Origin of the sequence: Oceanobacillus picturae (assembly GCF_000612865.1) — a bacterium.
Lineage (GTDB): Bacteria > Bacillota > Bacilli > Bacillales > Amphibacillaceae > Oceanobacillus_B > Oceanobacillus_B jordanicus.
The window spans coordinates 1,811,140-1,832,198 of sequence record NZ_CCAX010000001.1 but is presented as its reverse complement, the minus strand read 5'-3'; the positions used below and the strand labels follow the sequence as shown (position 1 = coordinate 1,832,198).

At 42.5% G+C, this 21,059-nt stretch carries 20 protein-coding genes and 1 pseudogene; 12 read left to right on the top strand and 9 right to left on the bottom strand.

Annotated elements, in window-relative coordinates; all coding sequences use genetic code 11:
- Positions 1-40: 40 nt before the first annotated feature.
- From ilvC to ilvA, 6 genes are read left to right on the top strand one after another with little or no spacing between them, the layout of a single operon-like run.
- On the top strand, positions 41-1,084 hold the full coding sequence (gene ilvC / locus BN988_RS09260; protein ID WP_036575486.1) for a ketol-acid reductoisomerase: 1,044 nt from the start codon (positions 41-43) through the stop codon (positions 1,082-1,084).
- On the top strand, positions 1,071-2,621 hold the full coding sequence (locus BN988_RS09255) for a 2-isopropylmalate synthase (protein ID WP_036575483.1): 1,551 nt from the start codon (positions 1,071-1,073) through the stop codon (positions 2,619-2,621). Before ilvC ends, BN988_RS09255 begins: the two co-directional genes overlap by 14 nt.
- 21 nt (positions 2,622-2,642) lie before the next feature.
- Positions 2,643-3,749, top strand: coding sequence for a 3-isopropylmalate dehydrogenase (gene leuB, locus BN988_RS09250; RefSeq protein WP_036575481.1), 1,107 nt, complete (start codon positions 2,643-2,645; stop codon positions 3,747-3,749).
- 17 nt (positions 3,750-3,766) lie between these two features.
- Positions 3,767-5,173, top strand: coding sequence for a 3-isopropylmalate dehydratase large subunit (gene leuC, locus BN988_RS09245; RefSeq protein WP_036575478.1), 1,407 nt, complete (start codon positions 3,767-3,769; stop codon positions 5,171-5,173).
- 13 nt (positions 5,174-5,186) lie between these two features.
- A complete protein-coding gene (leuD, locus tag BN988_RS09240) occupies positions 5,187-5,765 on the top strand; it encodes a 3-isopropylmalate dehydratase small subunit (RefSeq protein WP_036575475.1) in 579 nt (192 codons plus the stop codon).
- Between the two features lie 38 nt (positions 5,766-5,803).
- Complete coding sequence (gene ilvA / locus BN988_RS09235; RefSeq protein WP_261796576.1) at positions 5,804-6,790, top strand: threonine ammonia-lyase; 987 nt, start codon at positions 5,804-5,806, stop codon at positions 6,788-6,790.
- Between the two features lie 350 nt (positions 6,791-7,140).
- On the opposite strand, the gene BN988_RS09230 is transcribed toward ilvA, so the two are convergent.
- Entirely contained in the window at positions 7,141-8,007 is an 867-nt protein-coding gene (locus tag BN988_RS09230; protein ID WP_036575472.1) for a YitT family protein, read from the bottom strand.
- A 282-nt stretch (positions 8,008-8,289) separates the two neighbouring features.
- Positions 8,290-8,745, bottom strand: a complete 456-nt coding sequence (locus tag BN988_RS09225; protein ID WP_036575469.1) for a CoxG family protein — start codon at positions 8,743-8,745, stop codon at positions 8,290-8,292.
- Between the two features lie 393 nt (positions 8,746-9,138).
- Between BN988_RS09225 and BN988_RS09215 the strand changes: the two genes are divergently transcribed.
- The 6 genes and pseudogenes from BN988_RS09215 (at position 9,139) to BN988_RS09195 (ending at position 13,934) form a co-directional block, all read left to right on the top strand.
- Positions 9,139-10,548: a hypothetical protein gene (locus BN988_RS09215; RefSeq protein WP_036575464.1), complete on the top strand. Its 1,410-nt coding sequence runs from the start codon at positions 9,139-9,141 to the stop codon at positions 10,546-10,548.
- Between the two features lie 127 nt (positions 10,549-10,675).
- Positions 10,676-11,140 (top strand): hypothetical protein, encoded by a 465-nt coding sequence (locus tag BN988_RS19185; protein ID WP_036575463.1) that lies wholly within the window; start codon positions 10,676-10,678, stop codon positions 11,138-11,140.
- Positions 11,141-11,182: 42 nt separating this feature from the next.
- A complete protein-coding gene (locus BN988_RS09205) occupies positions 11,183-11,413 on the top strand; it encodes a hypothetical protein (protein WP_036575460.1) in 231 nt (76 codons plus the stop codon).
- Between the two features lie 235 nt (positions 11,414-11,648).
- Positions 11,649-13,244, top strand: a complete 1,596-nt coding sequence (locus BN988_RS09200; RefSeq protein ID WP_147629701.1) for an esterase/lipase family protein — start codon at positions 11,649-11,651, stop codon at positions 13,242-13,244.
- Positions 13,245-13,326: 82 nt separating this feature from the next.
- Positions 13,327-13,404 (top strand): annotated as a pseudogene (locus tag BN988_RS19425) (hypothetical protein); the annotation flags it as partial.
- An 80-nt stretch (positions 13,405-13,484) separates the two neighbouring features.
- Positions 13,485-13,934 carry a hypothetical protein gene (locus BN988_RS09195; RefSeq protein WP_036575458.1) on the top strand — a complete coding sequence of 150 codons (450 nt, stop codon included), beginning with the start codon at positions 13,485-13,487 and terminating at the stop codon, positions 13,932-13,934.
- A 356-nt stretch (positions 13,935-14,290) separates the two neighbouring features.
- On the opposite strand, the gene BN988_RS09190 is transcribed toward BN988_RS09195, so the two are convergent.
- Genes BN988_RS09190 through rfbA form a run of 7 tightly spaced genes read right to left on the bottom strand, consistent with a single transcriptional unit; the run spans position 14,291 to position 21,054 of the window.
- On the bottom strand, positions 14,291-15,988 hold the full coding sequence (locus BN988_RS09190) for a DUF6044 family protein (protein ID WP_051557771.1): 1,698 nt from the start codon (positions 15,986-15,988) through the stop codon (positions 14,291-14,293).
- On the bottom strand, positions 15,948-17,081 hold the full coding sequence (gene rffA / locus BN988_RS09185) for a dTDP-4-amino-4,6-dideoxygalactose transaminase (protein ID WP_036575455.1): 1,134 nt from the start codon (positions 17,079-17,081) through the stop codon (positions 15,948-15,950). Before rffA ends, BN988_RS09190 begins: the two co-directional genes overlap by 41 nt.
- 6 nt (positions 17,082-17,087) lie before the next feature.
- Positions 17,088-17,444: an EamA family transporter gene (locus BN988_RS09180; protein ID WP_036575453.1), complete on the bottom strand. Its 357-nt coding sequence runs from the start codon at positions 17,442-17,444 to the stop codon at positions 17,088-17,090.
- Positions 17,445-17,446: 2 nt separating this feature from the next.
- Positions 17,447-18,136: a GNAT family N-acetyltransferase gene (locus tag BN988_RS09175; protein WP_081779424.1), complete on the bottom strand. Its 690-nt coding sequence runs from the start codon at positions 18,134-18,136 to the stop codon at positions 17,447-17,449.
- A 4-nt stretch (positions 18,137-18,140) separates the two neighbouring features.
- Entirely contained in the window at positions 18,141-19,118 is a 978-nt protein-coding gene (locus BN988_RS09170; RefSeq protein WP_051557874.1) for a glycosyltransferase family 2 protein, read from the bottom strand.
- Positions 19,094-20,131 (bottom strand): dTDP-glucose 4,6-dehydratase, encoded by a 1,038-nt coding sequence (rfbB, locus tag BN988_RS09165; protein WP_036575448.1) that lies wholly within the window; start codon positions 20,129-20,131, stop codon positions 19,094-19,096. Before rfbB ends, BN988_RS09170 begins: the two co-directional genes overlap by 25 nt.
- Positions 20,128-21,054 (bottom strand): glucose-1-phosphate thymidylyltransferase RfbA, encoded by a 927-nt coding sequence (rfbA, locus tag BN988_RS09160; protein ID WP_036575446.1) that lies wholly within the window; start codon positions 21,052-21,054, stop codon positions 20,128-20,130. Before rfbA ends, rfbB begins: the two co-directional genes overlap by 4 nt.
- Positions 21,055-21,059: the final 5 nt, after the last annotated feature.

Genomic DNA, 21,059 nt, shown 5'->3' with positions numbered 1-21,059 from the left:
GCCAGGTAAGACGGGATAAAAACTTGAGGAGGAATATAAAATGACAAAAGTACGCTATGAAAATGATATTCAAACAGAGGTATTGAAAGACAAGAAAATCGCGGTAGTTGGCTATGGCTCACAGGGGCATGCCCATGCGTTAAACCTAAGAGAAAGCGGCTATGATGTCGTGGTTGGGCTAAGACCAGGGAAATCACAACAAAAAGCAGAGGAAGATGGCTTTGATGTCCATTCTGTAGCAGAAGCTGTTAGCCAGGCAGATGTGGTAATGGTTCTATTGCCTGACGAACATCAGACAGCTGTTTACACAGAAAGCATTAAATCTAACCTGCAGCCAGGAAATGCCATTGCTTTTGCCCATGGTTTTAACATTCATTTTAGTCAAATTGTCCCTCCAGAAGATGTGGATGTTTTCTTAGTAGCACCAAAAGGACCAGGACATCTCGTACGTAGAACCTATGAGGGTGGCGCTGGTGTCCCTGCATTGTTCGGTGTATATCAGGACGTAACAGGAAATGCTGCAGAGCTGGCACTAGCGTACGCCCAAGGCATTGGTGCAGCAAGAGCGGGTGTGCTGGAAACAACATTCCAAGAAGAAACCGAAACAGATCTGTTTGGTGAGCAGGCAGTATTATGCGGCGGCCTTACAAGCTTAATCAAAGCAGGATTTGAGACTTTAACAGAAGCAGGCTATCAGCCAGAAGTTGCTTACTTTGAATGTCTGCACGAAATGAAGCTTATCGTGGACTTGATTTATGAAGGTGGACTGGAAAACATGCGCTATTCTATCTCTGACACAGCACAATGGGGTGATTTTGCTTCAGGGCCAAGAATTGTCGATGAGGATACAAAAGCTCGGATGAAAGAAGTTCTTACAGACATCCAAACTGGTGAATTTGCCAAAGGGTGGATTTTGGAAAACCAAGCAAACAGACCAAAATTCAATGCAATTAATAAAAAAGAAAACAATCACCAAATCGAAAAAGTTGGAAAGGAGTTACGTGAATTAATGCCTTTTGTTAAGCAACCACTTCAAGCAAAACAATCTAAGCAAAAGGATGTGAAAGAGCATGTCACGAATTAAAATTTTCGATACAACCCTTCGAGACGGCGAACAGTCACCTGGAGTCAACCTGAACCAACTAGAAAAATTGGAAATCGCCAAACAGCTAGAGCGGTTTGGAGTCGATCGGATGGAGGCAGGGTTTCCTGCTTCCTCCAAAGGAGATTTTCAAGCTGTTAAAGCCATTGCTGACACGATAAAAAACACATCGGTTACAGCTTTAGCTCGTACCGTCAAGTCAGATGTCGATACAGCATGGGAAGCATTGAAGGGGGCAGAACATCCAAGCATCCATCTATTCTTGGCTACTTCTCCGATTCATATGACGTATAAATTGAAAAAGACTCCTGAACAGGTGATGAATACGGCAGTCGAAATGGTCACCTATGCGAAAACGAAATTCCATGATGTTCAATGGTCAGCAGAGGATGCATCCAGATCAGATTTAGATTTTTTGGCGCAAATCATTGAACGTGTCATCAACGCAGGGGCAACCGTGATCAATTTGCCAGATACAGTTGGATATACGACGCCAGCTGAATATGGGCGGATGTTCCAATATATTAAAGAAACTGTGCCAAACATTGACCAAGCGCACCTCTCTTGTCATTGCCATAACGATCTCGGGATGGCAGTTGCCAATTCACTAGCCGCTGTGGAAAATGGTGCAACGCAAATCGAAGGAACGATCAATGGAATTGGGGAGCGGGCAGGCAATGCCTCCTTAGAAGAAATTGCCGTCGCGTTAAAAGTTCGCTCTGATTTTTATCCTTATACGACAGGATTACAACTGGAAGAGACAAAACGAACAAGCGACCTTGTAGCAAAATTAACGGGTATGTATGTGCAGGCAAATAAAGCAGTAGTGGGACGCAACGCCTTTGCTCATGAATCTGGCATCCACCAGGACGGTGTTTTGAAGCACGCTTCAACCTATGAAATTATGACACCTGAAATTGTCGGTGTAAAAGCAAATAACCTTGTGCTTGGCAAACACTCAGGACGACATGCGTTTAAGGATAAAGTCAAAGAGCTCGGCATGGAGCTTAGTGAAGAAAAGCTTAAAAGTGCTTTTGATGCATTCAAGCAATTAACCGATCACAAAAAGGAAGTAACGGATGATGATCTGTTTACGATCCTCATGGAGGTTCAAACAGATACGACTTCTGTTAACAAGTACCAGCTCGAAATGTTCCAGGTTCAATATGGTACAGCGAATATTCCAACTGCCGCTGTCGTACTTCAAACACCTGATGGCAGGACAGTTCAAACAGCTTGCACCGGACAGGGAAGTGTCGAAGCTGTATACCGGACATTGGATGAGTTAATTTCTGAGAATCTTAAACTTATAGATTATCAACTTAGTTCTGTAGGTGGAGGAAAGGATGCCTTGGCCGAATCGCATGTCCAGCTTGAGGTGAATGGGCAAGCGGTAAACGGAAGAGGAACAGCACAGGATGTCATCGAAGCATCTGCAAACGCCTTTTTGAACGCGGTCAATCGTTATATCGTCAGACAGCATTCACAAGAAAGCAATGTGGTCGCATCGGAAACGTAAAATAGAATGGAGGAGAAGCGTATGAATAAACAAATTATCCTGCTACCAGGTGATGGTATTGGAAAAGAAATTATGGAGTCAGCGAAGTATGTGCTAAATACAGTGGCAAGCGAATTTGGTCATCGTTTTACCTTCCATTCCCATGCAATTGGCGGGGATGCTATCGACCAGTATGGAACCCCGTTACCGGATGATACGATCAATGCGTGCGAACAAGCAGATGCTATTTTACTAGGAGCTGTTGGTGGGAAGAAATGGGAAGCACTCCCCGGTAATATCCGCCCAGAGCAAGGATTACTCGGCATTCGAAAAAAGCTGGGCCTTTTTGCTAACTTAAGGCCTATTCAAGGGTTCGCACCACTTCTTCATGCTTCTCCACTAAAAGAAGAAGTGGTGAATGGAAGTGATATTCTAATTATCCGTGAATTGACGGGTGGCCTTTACTTTGGAAAACCGAGTGAACGAATCAAAAACGGGAAGGCAGTCGTTGACACACTTTATTATGAACGCAGTGAAATGGAACGAATTGTTGAAAAAGCATTTGAGAGTGCAAGACTTAGACGTAAACACCTTACCTCTGTTGATAAAGCAAATGTATTAGAGTCTAGTAGACTTTGGAGAGAAGTAGTTAATGAGAAAAGTAAGGAATATCCTGACGTAACTGTTGAGCATATGCTTGTGGATGCAGGTGCTATGAAGCTGATCACAGCACCAACCCAATTTGATGTCATCGTAACGGAGAATCTATTTGGCGATATTTTAAGTGATGAAGCATCCGTGTTAACCGGATCGCTCGGCATGCTACCCTCAGCAAGTATTCGCTCAGATGGGGTCGGGTTGTATGAACCAGTTCATGGATCAGCACCAGACATTGCTGGAAAAGGAATCGCCAATCCACTTGGCATGATCCTTTCCGCTGCATTAATGCTAAGACATTCCTTGCAAATGGAGGAAGAGGCAAATGAAATAGAGGAAGCAGTCAGGGCATGTCTTGAACAGGGCTATCATACAGCAGATTTGTCAGTAAAAAATGGCAAGCAGGTTGGAACCAAAGAAATGACAGAGGCAGTAGTTGAAAACATCACGACAAAAAGTGTTTCCGATAGTATTTGCAGTACCTATGCCTAATTCGAGGAGGTGGCATGATGGATAAACCAAAAACAATTATAGAAAAAATTTGGCAAAAACATATTGTGCATCAGGAAGAGGGAAGACCAGACCTGTTATATATTGATCTCCACCTTGTACACGAGGTTACATCCCCACAAGCTTTTGAGGGCTTACGTTTAAATGGACGCAAGGTGCGCAGACCAGATTTAACGTATGCGACGATGGATCATAATGTTCCAACTAAAAACAGAGACAGCATGAAAGATGAGATTGCTAAAAAACAAATGCAGACATTAAAAGAGAACTGTGATGCGTTTGGGATTCCACTCGCTGATATGCAGCATCCTGACCAGGGAATCGTGCACGTAATCGGGCCACAACTAGGCCTTACGCAACCAGGTAAAACCATTGTTTGCGGGGATAGCCATACCTCTACACATGGTGCATTTGGTGCTTTGGCCTTTGGAATCGGCACAAGCGAAGTAGAGCATGTTTTGGCAACGCAGAGTATTTGGCAAGAAAAACCAAAGACCTTAAATGTCCATGTCGAAGGCGATCTAGGTCCTGGTGTAACAGCTAAGGATTTGATCCTGGCGATCATCGCGAAGTTTGGTGTTCGTTTCGGCACAGGCCATGTGATGGAATATACCGGTGAGGCGGTCCGTAATTTGTCCATGGAAGGTCGTATGACGGTTTGCAATATGTCGATTGAAGCAGGAGCGAGAGCAGGACTAATTAGCCCTGATGAAACAACAGTAAACTTTCTAAGAGGGAAAGAGTATGTGCCAGACGGCGAAGCTTTTGATCAGCTGGCAGATTCCTGGTTGGCATTAGCTACAGATGAGGGCGCAGAATATGATCACCGCGTGGTCATCCATGCAGATGAGATAGAGCCTCAAGTTTCCTGGGGAACCAACCCAGGCATGTGTGTTCCAGTAAGTGGTAAGACGCCTGACTTGGGCGCCGTTGAATACAAAGAAGATGTAGCACGCGCTCTAGAATATATGGGACTCGAAGAAAATCAGCCGATTACCTCCATTAACATTGACCATGTTTTCATTGGTTCTTGTACGAATTCTAGGTTAAGTGATTTACAAAAAGCGGCTGCGATTGTTGCTGGGAAGAAGGTAAGTGAAAACGTGCGGGCCATCGTCGTACCAGGTTCCTTCAGCATAAAATTACAAGCCGAAAAAGAAGGACTGGACACGATCTTTAAAGAAGCTGGATTCGAATGGCGAGAAGCAGGATGTAGCATGTGCCTGGCAATGAATCATGATGTTGTGCCACCAGGCGGAAGATGTGCCTCCACCTCTAACCGAAATTTTGAAGGTAGACAAGGAAATGGTGCCCGTACTCATTTAGTAAGTCCAGAAATGGCGGCAGCAGCTGCGATTGAAGGCCATTTTGTTGACGTCAGAAACTATACAAGTGTACCGAGCTAGGAGGTGGGTCGAAATGCAGGCATTACAGGAGCATGAAGGATTGGTCTATCCATTAAACCGAACGAATGTAGACACAGACCAAATTATACCGAAGCAATTTTTAAAGCGAATTGAACGCACTGGTTTTGGGAAGTTTTTATTTTACCATTGGCGCTATGATGATGATGGGCTGAAACGTCAGGATTTTTCTCTGAATGATCCAGCTTACGATGGTGCTTCTATCCTTGTGGCTGGTGAAAATTTCGGCTGCGGCTCATCAAGAGAGCATGCCCCATGGGCATTGTTGGATTATGGCTTTCAGGTTGTGATTGCCCCAAGCTTTGCCGATATTTTTTATAACAATGCATTAAAAAATGGCATTTTACCGATTCAGATGGAGAAGGATCAAGTTGATGCCTGGATCGCACAAGCACAACAATCCGAATTAGTATTAAAGGTTGTATTGGAAGAGCAAAGCATCACGGATCGGACAGGAAAGAAAATATCCTTCGAGATTCCGTCATATCATAAAAAGAAGCTATTAAATGGCTGGGATGATATTGCGTTAACCCTGCACCACGAGGAGAAGATTGTAGCATTCGAAAACCAATAGCTGATTCCAGGTCTAAAAATTTCAAGGAGTGTGAAACCATTGGGGATTGCTTAACAGGTGAAAAGGTTCATACCGCATTAGGAATTTTACGTCCTATTGTTCACCGAACACCGATTATCACGTCAGAAACTACAAATCGCATCGTAGGTAAAAACGTTTATTTTAAGATGGAAAACCAGCAAAAAACAGGGGCATTTAAATTTAGAGGGGCAACCTTTAAGTTAATGCAGTTATCGAAGCAGGAACGAAACAAGGGTGTAATCACCGCGTCTGCAGGAAATCATGCCCAAGGAGTTGCTTACGCAGCAGCGAAGCTCGGCATCAAGGCAACCATTTTTATGGCAGAAAAAACACCTTCAGCTAAGGTTCAGGCAACGAAAAACTACGGAGCAGAAATTGTATTGACAGGGGAATCATTTCAGGAAGCCTATGATGCCTCACTGAAAAGGCAAATGCAAACAGGAGCCGTCTATATTCATCCCTTCGATGATTATGATGTTATGGCAGGTCAGGGAACGATCGCCATGGAAATGCTAAAACAAGAAGACCGGCTTGATACCATCTTGGTCCCAATTGGCGGGGGCGGGTTAATCAGTGGCATAGCTGTCGCTGCAAAATATGTTAACCGAAATATTAAAATTATCGGCGTCCAGGCAGAAGGCGCGTCGGCGATGTATGATAGCTTTTATAAAGGGAAAGACGTTAGGCTGCAATCCGTCAACACCATTGCAGAAGGCATTGCAGTTAAACAACCCGGCAAGCGCACCTTACCTATTATTAGAGAATACGTAGATGATATCCTCACCGTGACCGATGAGGAAATTGCCTCCGCCATTGTTTATATGCTGGAGCGAAACAAAACCTTAATGGAAGGCGCAGGTGCGGCCGCCATCGCAGCATTATTTGCACACCATCAACACATCAAGTCTAGACACCTAGGAGTTGTCGTCAGTGGTGGCAATATGGACATCAGCACCATGGCGAAAATACAACATATGGCAGAGAGACTGCATCATCCTGCATAAAAAGAGACGTCCTCCAATGTGAGGGCGTTTCTTTTTGGATGTTATAAATTGAGGTAATGTGAAGTCGAGTGAGAGTGGGAGCAAGTCGCACGAGAGCAGCACCAAACCAAAGTGACGCAACAACCTCCCGAGGTGACGCACCGACCTCCCAAAGTGACGCACCGATATCCCGAGGAGACGCGACGCAAGTCCAAAGAGACGCACCGACCTCCCAAAGAGACGCACCGACCTCCCAAAGCGACGCAGAACCACCCCAAAGAGACGCACCGACCTCCCAAAGAGACGCACCACCCTCCCAAAGTGACGCACCAACACAAAAGCCTCAATAACTAAGTTGCCAGGTTACTCGTTTATAATTTCTGTCCATAATACTTGTCCAATGAAAAACCGCGACCAAGTATTTCCGAAGCATTAATGAAAATAACGAATGTAGTTGGCTCTTCTTTTTGTAAAATACGTTTCAGTTGCACAGCTTCTTGCTGTTCTGTCACGCAAAGAATCATCGTCTTATCCTGATTGGAATAGCCACCAACAGAGCGCACCTTGGTAATCCCCCTGTCGATTCCATCCCGAATTAGCTGCTGTATTTTCTCTTCTTCTTCTGTGATAATCATAATTAATTTTGTAGCAGAGGTACGTAATTGAACAATATCAATTGTTTTACTTGTAATATAAATCGCCATCAAGGCAAATAATGTCAATTCAAGGCTGAACACAATAATGGAAGAAATGACAACAAAGCCATCGACAATCAACTGTGAATAACCACTTGAGATCCCTGTGAATTTTTTTACGATTTGGGCGATGGCGGCCGTTCCACCAGTAGAGCCATTCCCTTTATAAACGATGCCAAGACCTGTACCTAGGACAATTCCTCCATAAATTGCACCTAATAGTGGATTTGTAACGGTATACGGAATATCAGCGGAAAGCCAAATGATAAACGGTACCCAAAACGTACCAATCAACGTTTTCCAGCTAAAGCTTTTTCCAAGCGCAATCCAGCCGATAATGAAAATTGGAATATTGATAAGCATTTGTGTATAAGCAGGACTCAATTCATACATTTCAAATAAGATGGTACTAATCCCGGAAATTCCACCTGCAGCTAGCTTTGAAGGTAATAAAAAGACATTATAACTTAACGCAACGAGTGTAGCGCCAATAATAATTTTCAGCGCATCGTTCACTGCACGGTTTTTATTTAATATGTTCATAAGAGATCTCCTTCATATAAAGTGAACCTTCAATCAGTGGGGCGGGCATTCTTCCCCCACTGATTGTTAGTTGAACGAATCGGGGTGTTAGCGTCCGTTTTATCCCACTAAGCACCACGGTTTTGCCTTATGTTTTGAAGTGGGAGTCTTACGGACGGTTGCACCGGGATAAAAACTGATGACTGATCTATTCTATCATTATGGATATGAAGAGTAAATCACACCTGCTATGAAGTGAAAAAGAAAAAGACTACCATAAAGGTAATCTTAAAAAATCTATATTTATCGTGCAACAGCTTCTGCACGTTGCATTTTTCTTACTACTGCTTCTGTGAAATCCTTCGTTGTACGTGGCAGCATGGTCCGTAGCATCGTGTTCACCATCGGTCCAATTAGTCCCTTGGCCGTGATGTGCAGATAACCGGTCATTTTAACTGTCGAATTTGTTAATTCCTCTGCGTGGAAATAGCCATCGCCGGAAAAATTTTCATTTAACCCTTTGAGAGTAAAGGAGATACGTGCAGGTTCCACCCATTCCTGAATATCAATTTTGAGGCACACCGTTTTATGTACCAGGCCTGCATCCCCGCGAAATGTCCACGTAGACTGCCTCTCATTAAGAATTTCATGTTCCACATAACCCGGAACCAAGGTTGCCCAATTCGCAATATTACTAATAAACGACCACGTATTACGAATGGGAAGATCCACTTCCAGCTGATGAACTCCACTTGGCATTGCTGTCCCTCCCTGATGTTAATAACACACTTTACTATCCTATGTAGGAGGGGAAATTTTAGAAGTTGTTTCTATAAAATACTTGGAGCAAGTGAATCGAGAGTACCTCAAAGTGAACCCAAAGTACCTCAAAGTGAACCCAAAGTACCTCAAAGTGAAACCATCACGCCCCAAACTGGAACCATCACGCCCCAAAGTGAAACCACCGCACCTCAAAGTGAAACCAAAGCACCCCAAAGTGAAACCACAATACCCAAACTGGAACCACAACACCCAAACTGGAACCACAACACCAATCAAACATCTTCACAAATCAATTTCCTTAGCTTGAGAACACGTTAAAAAAGGTCTATGCTATTAATGGATAGATTGCTAACAAGAGGAGTTTGCCTAATGAAAATAAAAGCTTACGGGCTACGTATTGCCACAATAGTTTATGCTATTTTACATTTTTTAACTTACTTTTACCCATCAGACATCCTGCTAACTGTCCTAGCTATTAGTGGCTTTGCTATTTTATTGTTTGCCTTTCTGCATTTTGGCCTGAAGGGTTTCAAGCTACCACTCATGCTATTTCTTATCGGATTAGTTGTACTCTTATATGCAAACAATTTTACCCTTTCCGACATCTACGCTGGTTTTTTACAAATGCGAGACATTATTGGACTGCTTATTATCGTTCCAATGATCAGCTGGGTTTTGCATGGAGAGGCCTATATGGAGGCAATTCTTTCACGAGCACATCATGCGATTAACACGAGCAGGAAATTTTATTTTTCTGCCATGGTATTTACCCAGGTGATTTCTTACTTCTTACTTTTTGGAGCCATTCCAATGGTGTATCAGTTTATTAATGATATTTTAAAGGACGAAAAAGGGGAGGGCTGGGAAAATTTCAAAGGGACCGCTGTGCTCCGATCTTTTGCCCTTTCTACCATGTGGGTTGTCAGCATACCGAGTTTTATATTTGCGGTTGAGACGATGAAGGCCTCGCTATGGCTTGCCATTATCCAAGGGATGGTAATCGCAGCGCTTGGTATAGGAATATCAGTTGTTTTTTCCATCAGGCATGAAAAAAAATATGGCCTTGATATCACATCTGTTTTACAGGGGAAAATCGCTGGAATCTTGCAAAGCGCTTCCTCTAAAAATGTAAGTCGGAAACTTGTTATGGAATTTTTGTTTTTATTCGTGACGTTATTCGGCACCATTTTTGCATTGCATGGGTTCTTTGGGCTTGAGTTAATGATGACCATCCCCATTGTCATTTTCTTTTGGAGTTTGTTGTACTACGCAATAAAACGGCGCCCCGGTAAATTTGTGGAAGAAGCGCATCATTACACGATAGAAGGAATGCTAAAGCAATCCTATCAGCTTAGTATTATGCTCGGAGCGGGTATGCTGATCTCAGCTCTGAACCAAACGGGATTCGGCACATCTATCGTGGATGGTGTTTATTACTTACAGCAGCACATTCCGTTTCTTAATTTCTTGTACCTGCTGCCATTTATCGTTATCTTGCTCGGATTCTTGGGGCTTGGTCCCCTGACCGTTATGGTTCTTGTTGCTGGAATTCTTGAATCCATTGCCTTGCCATATCCACCCGAACTCATCGTGCTTGCGGTGACTTCAGGTAGCGTTATTTCTATCTTACTTTCCCCACTCATTATGCCGGTTATTGTACTTAGCGCATCCAACGGGTTGAATGGGTTTAAAAATGGAATTAAGTTTAATTTGGGGTATGCCATTGTGTTTTATATCCTTGTACAATGCTATATTCAGACTATGATTCATGTGTTTTAGAAAAACAATAGGTTTAGGAGGACAAATTTTAATATTGGTCCTCCTATTGTGGTTAATTTTCGAAACATTTTAACTTTGTAGCCGTATTAGGTTATGAAGGGAATTAACCAATAAAGGTGGGTGTTCCATGGAAAGTCAAAGAGTGAAGAACGTAGTAAATAGTATTGAAGAAATAAGTAACAATGTTGATGAACAGGTTGCCACAGAACTTGAATTAGAAAAATTTAATCGAATCATAAACAGATTAGATTCTTTCTCAAATGAATGTGAAGAGTGTGAACAGTATTTTACTGACTTAGAGTCCCATATTAAGGACCTTTTGGAAAAGAACAGCACGATCACAGAAGATGATATTAAACATCACAACCAAAAAATAAATAACATCAGTACTCACCTAATGAAAAAACACAATTTAGTAACAAGCGGCTTTTATTTCAGCGTATATATGCCCATTGGAACAAGTTTAGGTGTCGTATTTGGGCTCCTTATATTTGATAATATCGGGATAGGATTACCGCTTGGTGTTGGACTTGGTGTCGCCATCGGCGCAGCATTAGATGCAAATGCCAAGAAAAAGGGGCTGGTTTTGTAACTTATAAGGACTGCGATTACCAAGGAATAGGAGGAATTATAAATGGAAAAGACTTCTCATATGGTTACATTTGAAAAGACTATAAATGCCGTTAATCAACTAACAGAAGAGGATGCGAAGTCATTATTGAGATTAATTTATGGATATGTTGATACTGCTATGACAGGGAATGGCGGGGACCAAGTGAAACTAGAAGTAGTGGATAGAGTGTCAACTATATATCACCGTATACCCGAATTAACTGAGTTAAGGAAAAAGGCATATAAAAAATGAATAAATATTCCTCGCAACAAACCGCAAAACATCTCTAGTTTTATCCAATATTCAATTCACCAAATGTAAAACCCTTGTTAAATTGTCCCAATTTAGTAATAGGATAAGCTTTTTATCTCATATCAACTAGTAAAGGCTTTTTAGAAAATTGCTCATCTTTTAGCAAATGCATTCGTTTCTCTTTTACTTGGAATTTTAATATTTTCTTAAGGTAAAAAAATGAGGAGGTTCTCTTGTGAAAACACTTGGAAGAATTGCCGTATCCTTATTGTTTATTTTGTTAATTGGGTTACTTCGTGACACGATCCAAGCACAACCTCTTGAACAGCCCATCTCAGATCCTGTGTTAGTAGAAGAAGACCCAGCGTATTCTCTAAATGGCAAGGCTAGTAATGGAAATGACGAGACACCAGGGGAGTGGTATGCAGGGGATACACCAACAAACCTGATCGCTGATGCTCCCATATTGCTATTCGTTCCAGGACTGAATAATGCTGCACAGATTTTCTGGGAGGATAATGATATGTACCAGACGGCCTTTGATGCGGGTTATCAGACCGCATTTATTCAGCTGCATGATGCTGGTGGGGCTTCCGCGGATATGTGGGACAATGGCCAACTCCTAGCCGAAAAAATAGAAGAAATTGCGGCACATTTTTCGAATAAACCGATCACGATTATTGCGTACAGTAAAGGTGGTGTGGATGCACAGACGGCTCTTACCTATTATGGTGCTGGGCAATATGTAGAAAATGTAATTACCCTTTCTAGTCCACACCATGGGTCACAGCTTGCAGATCTAGCGGATAGCAGTTGGGCTGGCTGGCTAGCTGATTTGATTGGCGCTCAAGGGGAAGGAACCTCAGCAATGGAAACAGGGTATATGGCATACTTTCGTTCGATAACAGATGCAGAACCTACTGCATCAGCTCATGATTATTATACAATTGGCGGGACAAATTGGGGCTCTATGTTTTCGTCTACTTGGTTTGGTGGGATGTACTTAAATAGCTATGGGGACAATGATGGAGTAGTGACGACAAGTAGCAGCCAGCTCCCTGTAGGGCAGTTGCTCGAAATCGGTAACTGGAACCATACTACCGTACGATCTGGTGCAACATTCTCCATATTTGAAGAAGTTATTACAGGAACCAGCATGAGCCGTCTAACGCAGAATATTCCTATTTATGAAGAGGCAATTAAAGCGAACGAAGCACCCAATCAATGGGTTACAGGTGGAGAATTGGAAAATGGGACGGAGGAAAAGGTCTCTCTATTCGTGGATGAAACAATCCAACAGGCTTCGCTTGAACTCCTGACAGCAGAGCCGTTATCTAGCATTGAACTAACGGATCCTTCCGGTAAAACAGTGGAAGTGAAGCCGAAAGTAACAGACAGCAAGGAAGGATATTTCATCAACGCAATCGCCCACCATTTTTCACTCGAAGATTTACAGGTAGGGAAATGGGAGCTTCGCTTGAAAAGCGCCCAAGCAAATGCGTACCTTCTTATTGCCGATTATGACGAAAAAGCTTTCGTAACTGTGTCAGCAGAAAACCTTGTAGAAACAAGCCATATCCCATTTGCTGTCTTAACAGATCCTACGTATGTGAAAGCCGAAACAGTAAAGGCAACCTATTACGTTAAAGAGTCTGGTGCTGCTCCTGAACGAATTACCACCTATGAAAATAAAACGAGTCTGTCACAGACAATTCCATTGCAAAAAAAGAATCAAAGCTATGTCATTACCACAGAAGTGGAAGGTACCACCAAACAAGGGAATACATTTAAACGGACGTTCATTAATTCAGTATACCGTGCGACCAGATAATAAAGAAAACGTGCGAAAACAAATCCAGGCAAGTGTGCCAATGAAACGCTATGGGCTGCCAGTAGAAGTAGCATAAGTCGTATTATTCCTCGCCTCAGATGAAGCCTCTTTCGTAACAGGTGCAACATATCCAGTAGACGGCGGGTCACTTGCAACCTAATTAGCTTGTCAATTTAATTAATATCAGTGCTCTTCTACGAATAGAATGTATGGATACCATGTTCGTGGAGGAGCGCTTCTATGAAGAAAGGAATTGTCCTTGTTGCTGCAGGAGTCGTCTTAATTACGATTATCGTGCTATTATTTCAGTTGTTTTCACCGAAAAATCAAGCTGAACGGGCTGTAGAGAATTTTTATGAGTATGAAAAGGCTGGCGTTTACTCTCTTTCTTGGGAATTGTTCCATCCCTTTATGCAGGAAAAAATGGATAAGAAGGAATATCTCCAGGTAAGAGGCGAATTGTTTATGGGATATCTCGGTACAGAGGAATTTAGTTTTTCATTGGAAAAAACGAAAAAACTGAAGGATTGGGCCATGGATGAAACAAGTAATTCTTTTGCTGTTGTATATAGAGTACAGGTTAACCAACAGTTTAAAGGCGATTTTGGCAATTTCACTATCGTTCAACATGTCTATGCAACCGAGGTAGATGGACAATGGAGAATTTTATGGAACTATAAAAAAAACTAAAACGATGACAAGAATTAAATAATCAAGTCAACGTCATGCAATAAAAATTGAGAACATTGAAGATAATTACGATTTATCCTTTCTTACCGCTTCGCAAATACACTTTCCGCGGGCGGCTGGTGAGCCTCGGGCCAACAGGACGTTGGTCACGAAGGCGTTGCCCCAAGATGTGGCGCTTTTAGCCTTTGTTCCTTAAGTAGGCACTTTCGGGGTCTCACCTATGCCTTTCCTCCCGCTAGATTCTTCGTGTATTTTCTTTGCTGATTGAATTCACTTCGCCACCAGTCTTCAAAGTGTTTGCAGTGAAATACGTAAAATAACACTATAATCATCCAAATAATAACCTGAGTCCTTGCCTAATCCACCCGATACAAAAAAATCTCCCAGGGTAATTCAGCCTTTTCAAATTCGCTTTCAAACGTTAGTCCAAGCTCAGCGTAGTTTTCAATTGGAACTGCAGAAAGAATATAATCTCCACCGAGTTCTTTTAAAGCAGTCGTGTTAATATCCAGTTTCTCAATAGGATCATTACGGTCCTTTGTAAACAAATAATTTTCCCCATGTTCTGCTACATACATGTATAATCTTCCGCCCCATGTATCGAAGTAGTTTTCAAGAGATGGGCTTTTTTCAAGTTCGCCAGCAATGACTTCCCTAAATGCTTCCTTATATTCTAGAGGAAAGCTGTTATTATAGGTGTCTAAAGTGTAAAACCCGTTATATTGAGCAATTGTTGGATGCATGCCGATGCTGACAACCCGATAAGAAGACGGGTCTTCTCCGATATACTCTTTTATCTCCTCAAACAAAGGTTCTGCATAAAACTCTTTAAAGGTTGGTGTATCAAATTCGCTATATTTATTCTCTTCATTAAGAGGGAAGAGATGATAGCATTGAGCGACGATCAGCACAATCGCGATGATCTTTCCAAGACGCATATGCTTCCAGATAATCGCAAGCGCTAGCGCAAAGCAAATATACCAAATAGCTGGGTCAAAGAAATGGATCCGAGCAAAATTAAACGTGTTTGCCACCATCACATTATCCTTCACGATACGCCATCCTTCCCAGTACCAAAAGGCATACCATAGGGAAAGCAGGAAATTAAAGCAAAACAAGCTAAGTAGCCAGTACGGCTTGATGTTTCGATAAGCAGCAAGCGCGAAGGCAAAGCCAATAACAGGCAAAATAATGAGAAACTGCTCAGCCAGATCATGTGTATGTCCGTACAGGAAATTTTCCAAGGTCAGATCCATGCTTCGTTCAAAGGAGTTATGGCCAAGATCCAGTGCATAACGGTGTGATGTAAAACCTGACTCGAAAAACATCGAGAAGATAAGCAAGTAATTTTTCACGATATATATAGCAGACATCATGGCAATGGCTGAAAAGAATACCCAATTGCTCCGCTTCTCTCTGATCCAGTCAATAAGCCAAATTAGACCTATCACTGCAAGGAAAAACACAAATGACAAAACAAAATTGGAGAAAAAGGGAATGACACCAAGCGTGATCCAGTAGTAGATCTTTGCACTTTTTCCTTCTCCCCGAATCATGAGAAAACAATGCAGCGCTAAGGGCAGTCCAGCAATTGACAGCATGCCAGAAGGCCAAAAGGGGAGTAAGGCAAATGCTAAAGCGGCCCCAATACAAAGCACCTGCTGTTTATCAGAACGAATGGCATGATGCTTTAACAAGAAGTACATACCGAAAAAGGCGGCTAGACGCATGAAAGTTTGGCCAATTGCATAGGCTGTCATTGGCTCAAATAAAGTGTACATCCATACCATTGCATCAAAGCCTGAAGGCAGCGCACTTCTTGGCAATCCGTTCATGACATTGGGCAACGTGGTGTCCGTCAGAGTGAAAATCTGGCCACTTTCGGCTAATAGTTTGTACCAGACGATGTTTGAGTCCATGTTGTCGTGGACCCGAATGTGCGCATCTTCGCCAAGTATATAGTATGGCGCCACATAAGCAGCGATGATCAATAGTGCTATCCCGATAATTACCTTATTTAATATCGAAAAATTGTTGAATGGCTTTGACCACATAGGCGACGTCCTCTTCTTTTAATCCATAATATAGCGGCAGACGCAGAAGTTTTGCGCTTTCCACGGTTGTGTACGTATCTTCTCCAATAAACTTGCCGTACTTTTTACCAGCAACAGAGGAATGGAGCGGAACATAGTGACTGACTGCCATAATCTCCTGATCTCTTAAATAATCCATTAGCTCATTACGTGTCGCTTCACTATCTGCTTTTATATAAAACATATGGGCATTATGTGCATGTTCATCGGGGATATGTGGCAAGACAATTTTGCCATCCTCCATCAGTGGCTTCAATGCCTGATTATAATCTTCCCATCTGGCAAGGCGCTGCTCATTTATCTCTTCTGCATGGTCAAGCTGGACAGAGAGATAGGCGGCATTGAGCTCGCTCAATAGATAAGAAGACCCGACATCGCGCCACGTATATTTATCCACCTGGCCACGGATGAATTGCGAGCGATTTGTTCCTTTTTCCTGGAGAATTTCCGCTCGCTCAATTAATTGCGGGTCATTTAACAGCAGAGCCCCACCTTCTCCGCATGTGTAGTTTTTCGTCTCATGGAAGCTAATGGTTCCCATGTGACCAATTGTTCCGAGAGCTTTTCCTTTATATGTACTCATCAGCCCTTGGGCAGCATCTTCAATAAGAAAAATACTGTGTTCCTCTGCAATCTGCAAAATGCGGTCCATATCACAAGCAACGCCAGCATAATGGACAACTACGATGGCTTTCGTCTTGTCGGTAATCGCTGCTTCTACTGCCACTGGGTCTATATTCATCGTAGCAGGATCAATATCAACGAAACGTATTGCTGCTCCCCGTAATGCGAAAGCGTTCGCTGTCGAGACGAAGGTATAGGAAGGCATGATGACTTCATCACCTGGCCCGACTTCTGCCAGGATTGCTGTCATTTCTAAGGCAGCCGTACAGGATGGTGTTAGCATAGCGCGCTCACATGACAGGTTTTTTTCTAACCAGGTACAGGACTTTTTTCCGAACGACCCATTGCCAGATAGTTTCTGTGCGGTTATGGCTTGTTGGATGGCGACAGATTCTTTACCTGTCACACATGGAATATTAAATGGAATCATGTTACATCACCTCATCACAATAATGCCTAGAATTATGAAAGAAAAACCGATGACTTTTTGCATGGAAACCGGTTCTTGAAATAGAAATGCAGAGAGAATAAATACAAGGACAAATGAAAGGCTCATAAATGGATAAGCATAGCTAATATCAAATTTCGTCATGGCTGCCATCCAACATAATGCTGCTAAGAAGGCTGATAGAAAGCCGGATATGATCCATGGATTTAGCAGCAGCTGGAGCAATGTCGTGAACTTCTCCACGAAGGAGTCGGGTAATTCACCGACTTGATCCATCTTCCACTTCAAAATGAGTTGACCATATACTGTAAAGGAAATGGTGCCAAGTATATAAAGATAGCCCATATCTAGACACCTACTGGCAGTGAACCATTTAGTTTATGATAGATATCCACCGCGCCTCTCATCTTAAACCCTAGTGATAAAAAGAGATTTAAGGATGCTAGATTGGAAGGAGAAATGGAAGTTCGAATCGTTTCAAGCTCACTGAAATGGAAATGCTCCTGGACGGCAAGACTTGTAAATGCCTTTGTTAATCCTTTACCGCGAAATGCTTCATGGATACCGAGCAACAGCACCTTGTCATCCTGGTAGGCATAAAATCCCGCTAGCTCATTTTGATAATAAAGAGCAATGATCTTATCTTCCTCAATCAAATCCTTTACCCAATTTCGATAACGGTTATCTGCCATGAAATTTGGAATTTCCGGATCGCGGTGAAACCGTCCTCCTGAAAAAGCTTCTCCGCTTATTGCAATGATCTCATCAGTAGGAAAGGTTCTGGACAATTCAATCCCTTCCTTTTCCACTACCTGTAAATCGTCCTTTTTGCAAACTGGTTCAATTAATGTATCTACATAGTAAAAACCATACTTACGAAGATTTTCTTTGTTGGCAAGCGGATCTGTTTTTAAGGTGAAATGGCCCTCCGTTTCATTTGTCTGCTTTAACGCTTCCTCTGATAAAGTGGTTACTTCATATGTTTCAACATGAAAGTTTCGTTTATCCCATGGGGTAGGCTGCAAATAGTTTTCCATCATATCAGCTCCGTTTCCTTGTATAGTTGCTGTCTGTAGTTTTTGCGTTTTCAGTAGTGTCGCGTATGAGATATAGTGGTCGACCTTTTGCTTCGTTAAATACTTTACCGATATAAAGGCCAAGGATGCCGAGATTACAGAACATTAGTCCTCCAATAAAGTAGATGGACACCATGACACTGGTCCAGCCTTGCACGGGCTCTGCTAGAAAAAAGTAGCGAAAGAACAAGTAAAGTCCATATAAAAATGAAATACTGGCAATAAAGAAGCCAAATTGAATCGATAACCGCAGCGGTTTATTTGATTGCGAGATAATACCGTCTGTAGCCAAACGCACCAGTTTTTTTATATTATAGGAGGATTTCCCTGCTTTCCGCTCATTATGTTCTACCTCAATCGAGACGGATGGGTAGCCCATCCATTGAATAAATAGCGGAAAAAAGCGACTCTGCTCGCGCATGGTTTTAAAACCTTCTACTACCTTTTTGGAATTGATGCTGAAATTGGCCACCGTATGGTCTGATGTATGACCTGTAATATAATCATAAACCCGGTAAAAGAGTTTGGAGGATGCCTTTTTCAGCAGTCCGTCATGACGCTGGACTCTTCGTCCGAAAACGACATCATAGCCTTCAAGTGCTTTTTCATACAGCTTCGGAATTTCTTCTGGCCGATCCTGTAAATCACAGTCCATCACCACCACCCAGTCACCCTTGGCATGGTCGAGTCCTGCTGTGATGGCATGGTGTTGCCCGAAATTACGTGCAAGGTCAATCCCTTTAATGTGGGGATTCTTTTCATGTAGCTCACTTATTTTCATCCACGCCCCGTCAGGACTTGCATCATTTACAAAAATGATTTCATAGTCGACTGGGATTGTTGCAAAGGTCGATGCAAGCCGGCTGCTTAGTTCGTCAAGACAGGTTTTACAGCCGTAGACGGGGATGACAACCGAAATCATGGCGATGCTACACTTTCCCATTGGTTCACATACCATTGAACCGTTTTACGTAATCCAGTGGACAATGCTTCCTTTGGCTCCCAGCCTAACTCTTTGCGCAGCTTGGAATCGTCCACGGCATATCTGCGATCATGTCCAAGTCGATCATTTGTATGTGTAATTAAATCTTGAAAACTAGCAAGCTTTGTTTCTTTTAAAAGCTCTGGTTTTATGTCATCTAGGATACTGCAAATTTCTTTTGCAATATCGATGTTCCGTATTTCATTTCCGCCTCCAATGTTATAAGTGGAGAAGGGGGGAGCTTGATGGAAAATAAGATCCAAAGCGCGGCAATGATCGTCTACATAGAGCCAATCGCGGACATTTTTCCCGTCTCCATAAATCGGTATCTGTTCATTCTTTAGTGCTTTAGAAACAATGGTTGGTATCAACTTTTCTGTATGTTGTCTTGGCCCGTAATTATTAGAACTGCTTGAAATAACGACATTCATGTTATACGTATGACCAAAGCTCCTGACCATTAAATTTGCCCCAGCCTTAGACGCACTATAGGGATTTCGTGGATCATATGGTGTGTCTTCAGAGAATTCCCCTGTTTCACCAAGGGAGCCATAAACTTCGTCTGTTGATATTTGGTGAAAACGCCTTTCTTGTAGAACGCCCTTTTTCTCCCAATCTTGTTTAGCTGCCTGCAAGAGAACGAGGGTGCCTAGGACATTGGTCTCGACAAATTGCTTGGAATCTTCAATAGAGCGATCTACATGGGACTCTGCCGCAAAGTGAATGACACCGTGAATATCATGCTCATCAAAAAGGCTATGGACCAAGTGTTCATCCGCGATATCTCCCTCTATCAACGTGTAGGTGGGAGAGGCTTCAAGCCCAATTAGATTCGAAGTATTCCCAGCATACGTAAGTTTGTCTAAGTTTAATAGATGGTAATCTGGATAGGTTTCGTGCATATAACGTATGAAATTAGAGCCAATGAATCCAGCGCCTCCCGTTATAAGCAGTACAGGTTTTTGTTTGTTCATTCGACCAGCCCCAGCATAGGATTTCGATCAATTGAATCCCAGTATTGTTGTGTGTGTTTCCGAGCGGCAATTTCTAGTAAGTATTGCCCGTAGTCATTCTTTTCCATGGACTTCCCTTTCTTATAAAGTTGCTCTTGTGAGATATATCCAAGGTAATATGCTATTTCCTCCAAGCAAGCAAGCTTAAACCCTTGACGTTGCTGGGTAATCTTTACAAATTCAGAAGCCTCAAATAGGGATTCATGTGTCCCGGCGTCCATCCAGGCAAAACCTCTGCCGAGTAGCTCCACATCTAGCTGTCCTCGTTTTAAGTATTCTTTATTTAAATCGGTAATCTCAAGTTCCCCTCGAGCAGAAGGCTTCAGCTTTTTCGCTAGCTGAACCGCTTTATTGTCATATATATATAGACCTGTCACTGCAAAGTCAGACTTTGGATTACTTGGCTTTTCTTCAAGCGAGATTGCTTTTTGTTTGTGATCAAATTCAACTACACCGAAACGACGAGCATCTTTAACACGGTAGCCGAAAACGGTTGCATGCCGATGATGCTTGATTGCATTTCGTAACAAGGTTGTGAAGCCTTGCCCATAAAAAATATTATCTGCAAGCATTAAGGTTACAGGTTCCTTACCAATGAATTTCTCGGCAATTGTTAAAGCCTCAGGTATCCCTTTCGGATCCTGCTGTTCCTTATATTTCAGTGTTATACCAAGGGAAGAACCATCTCCAAGAAGCTCCTCAAATCGGGAAGTATCTTCAGGTGTACTGATAATCATGATTTCTTTTATTCCACCAAGCATTAAAACAGATAACGGATAATAAATCATTGGCTTGTCGTATACTGCAAGCAAATGCTTGTTGATACTGTCCGTACTGGGAGATAAACGTGTCCCACTTCCTCCGGCTAAGATGATACCTTTCATGTTTT

Excerpts from the sequence above, each read along its gene's own strand:
- BN988_RS09190 (WP_051557771.1), bottom strand. The coding sequence starts at position 15,988 with ATGTGGTCAAAGCCATTCAACAATTTTTCGATATTAAATAAGGTAATT.
- BN988_RS09225 (WP_036575469.1), bottom strand. The coding sequence starts at position 8,745 with ATGCCAAGTGGAGTTCATCAGCTGGAAGTGGATCTTCCCATTCGTAAT.
- leuD (WP_036575475.1), top strand. The coding sequence starts at position 5,187 with ATGCAGGCATTACAGGAGCATGAAGGATTGGTCTATCCATTAAACCGA.
- BN988_RS19185 (WP_036575463.1), top strand. The coding sequence starts at position 10,676 with ATGGAAAGTCAAAGAGTGAAGAACGTAGTAAATAGTATTGAAGAAATA.
- ilvC (WP_036575486.1), top strand. The coding sequence starts at position 41 with ATGACAAAAGTACGCTATGAAAATGATATTCAAACAGAGGTATTGAAA.
- BN988_RS09205 (WP_036575460.1), top strand. The coding sequence starts at position 11,183 with ATGGAAAAGACTTCTCATATGGTTACATTTGAAAAGACTATAAATGCC.
- rffA (WP_036575455.1), bottom strand. The coding sequence starts at position 17,081 with ATGATTCCATTTAATATTCCATGTGTGACAGGTAAAGAATCTGTCGCC.
- rfbB (WP_036575448.1), bottom strand. The coding sequence starts at position 20,131 with ATGAACAAACAAAAACCTGTACTGCTTATAACGGGAGGCGCTGGATTC.
- leuB (WP_036575481.1), top strand. The coding sequence starts at position 2,643 with ATGAATAAACAAATTATCCTGCTACCAGGTGATGGTATTGGAAAAGAA.
- BN988_RS09175 (WP_081779424.1), bottom strand. The coding sequence starts at position 18,136 with ATGGAAAACTATTTGCAGCCTACCCCATGGGATAAACGAAACTTTCAT.
- BN988_RS09180 (WP_036575453.1), bottom strand. The coding sequence starts at position 17,444 with ATGGGCTATCTTTATATACTTGGCACCATTTCCTTTACAGTATATGGT.
- BN988_RS09215 (WP_036575464.1), top strand. The coding sequence starts at position 9,139 with ATGAAAATAAAAGCTTACGGGCTACGTATTGCCACAATAGTTTATGCT.
- BN988_RS09170 (WP_051557874.1), bottom strand. The coding sequence starts at position 19,118 with ATGGGAAAGTGTAGCATCGCCATGATTTCGGTTGTCATCCCCGTCTAC.
- BN988_RS09255 (WP_036575483.1), top strand. The coding sequence starts at position 1,071 with ATGTCACGAATTAAAATTTTCGATACAACCCTTCGAGACGGCGAACAG.
- BN988_RS09230 (WP_036575472.1), bottom strand. The coding sequence starts at position 8,007 with ATGAACATATTAAATAAAAACCGTGCAGTGAACGATGCGCTGAAAATT.
- rfbA (WP_036575446.1), bottom strand. The coding sequence starts at position 21,054 with ATGAAAGGTATCATCTTAGCCGGAGGAAGTGGGACACGTTTATCTCCC.
- leuC (WP_036575478.1), top strand. The coding sequence starts at position 3,767 with ATGGATAAACCAAAAACAATTATAGAAAAAATTTGGCAAAAACATATT.
- BN988_RS09195 (WP_036575458.1), top strand. The coding sequence starts at position 13,485 with ATGAAGAAAGGAATTGTCCTTGTTGCTGCAGGAGTCGTCTTAATTACG.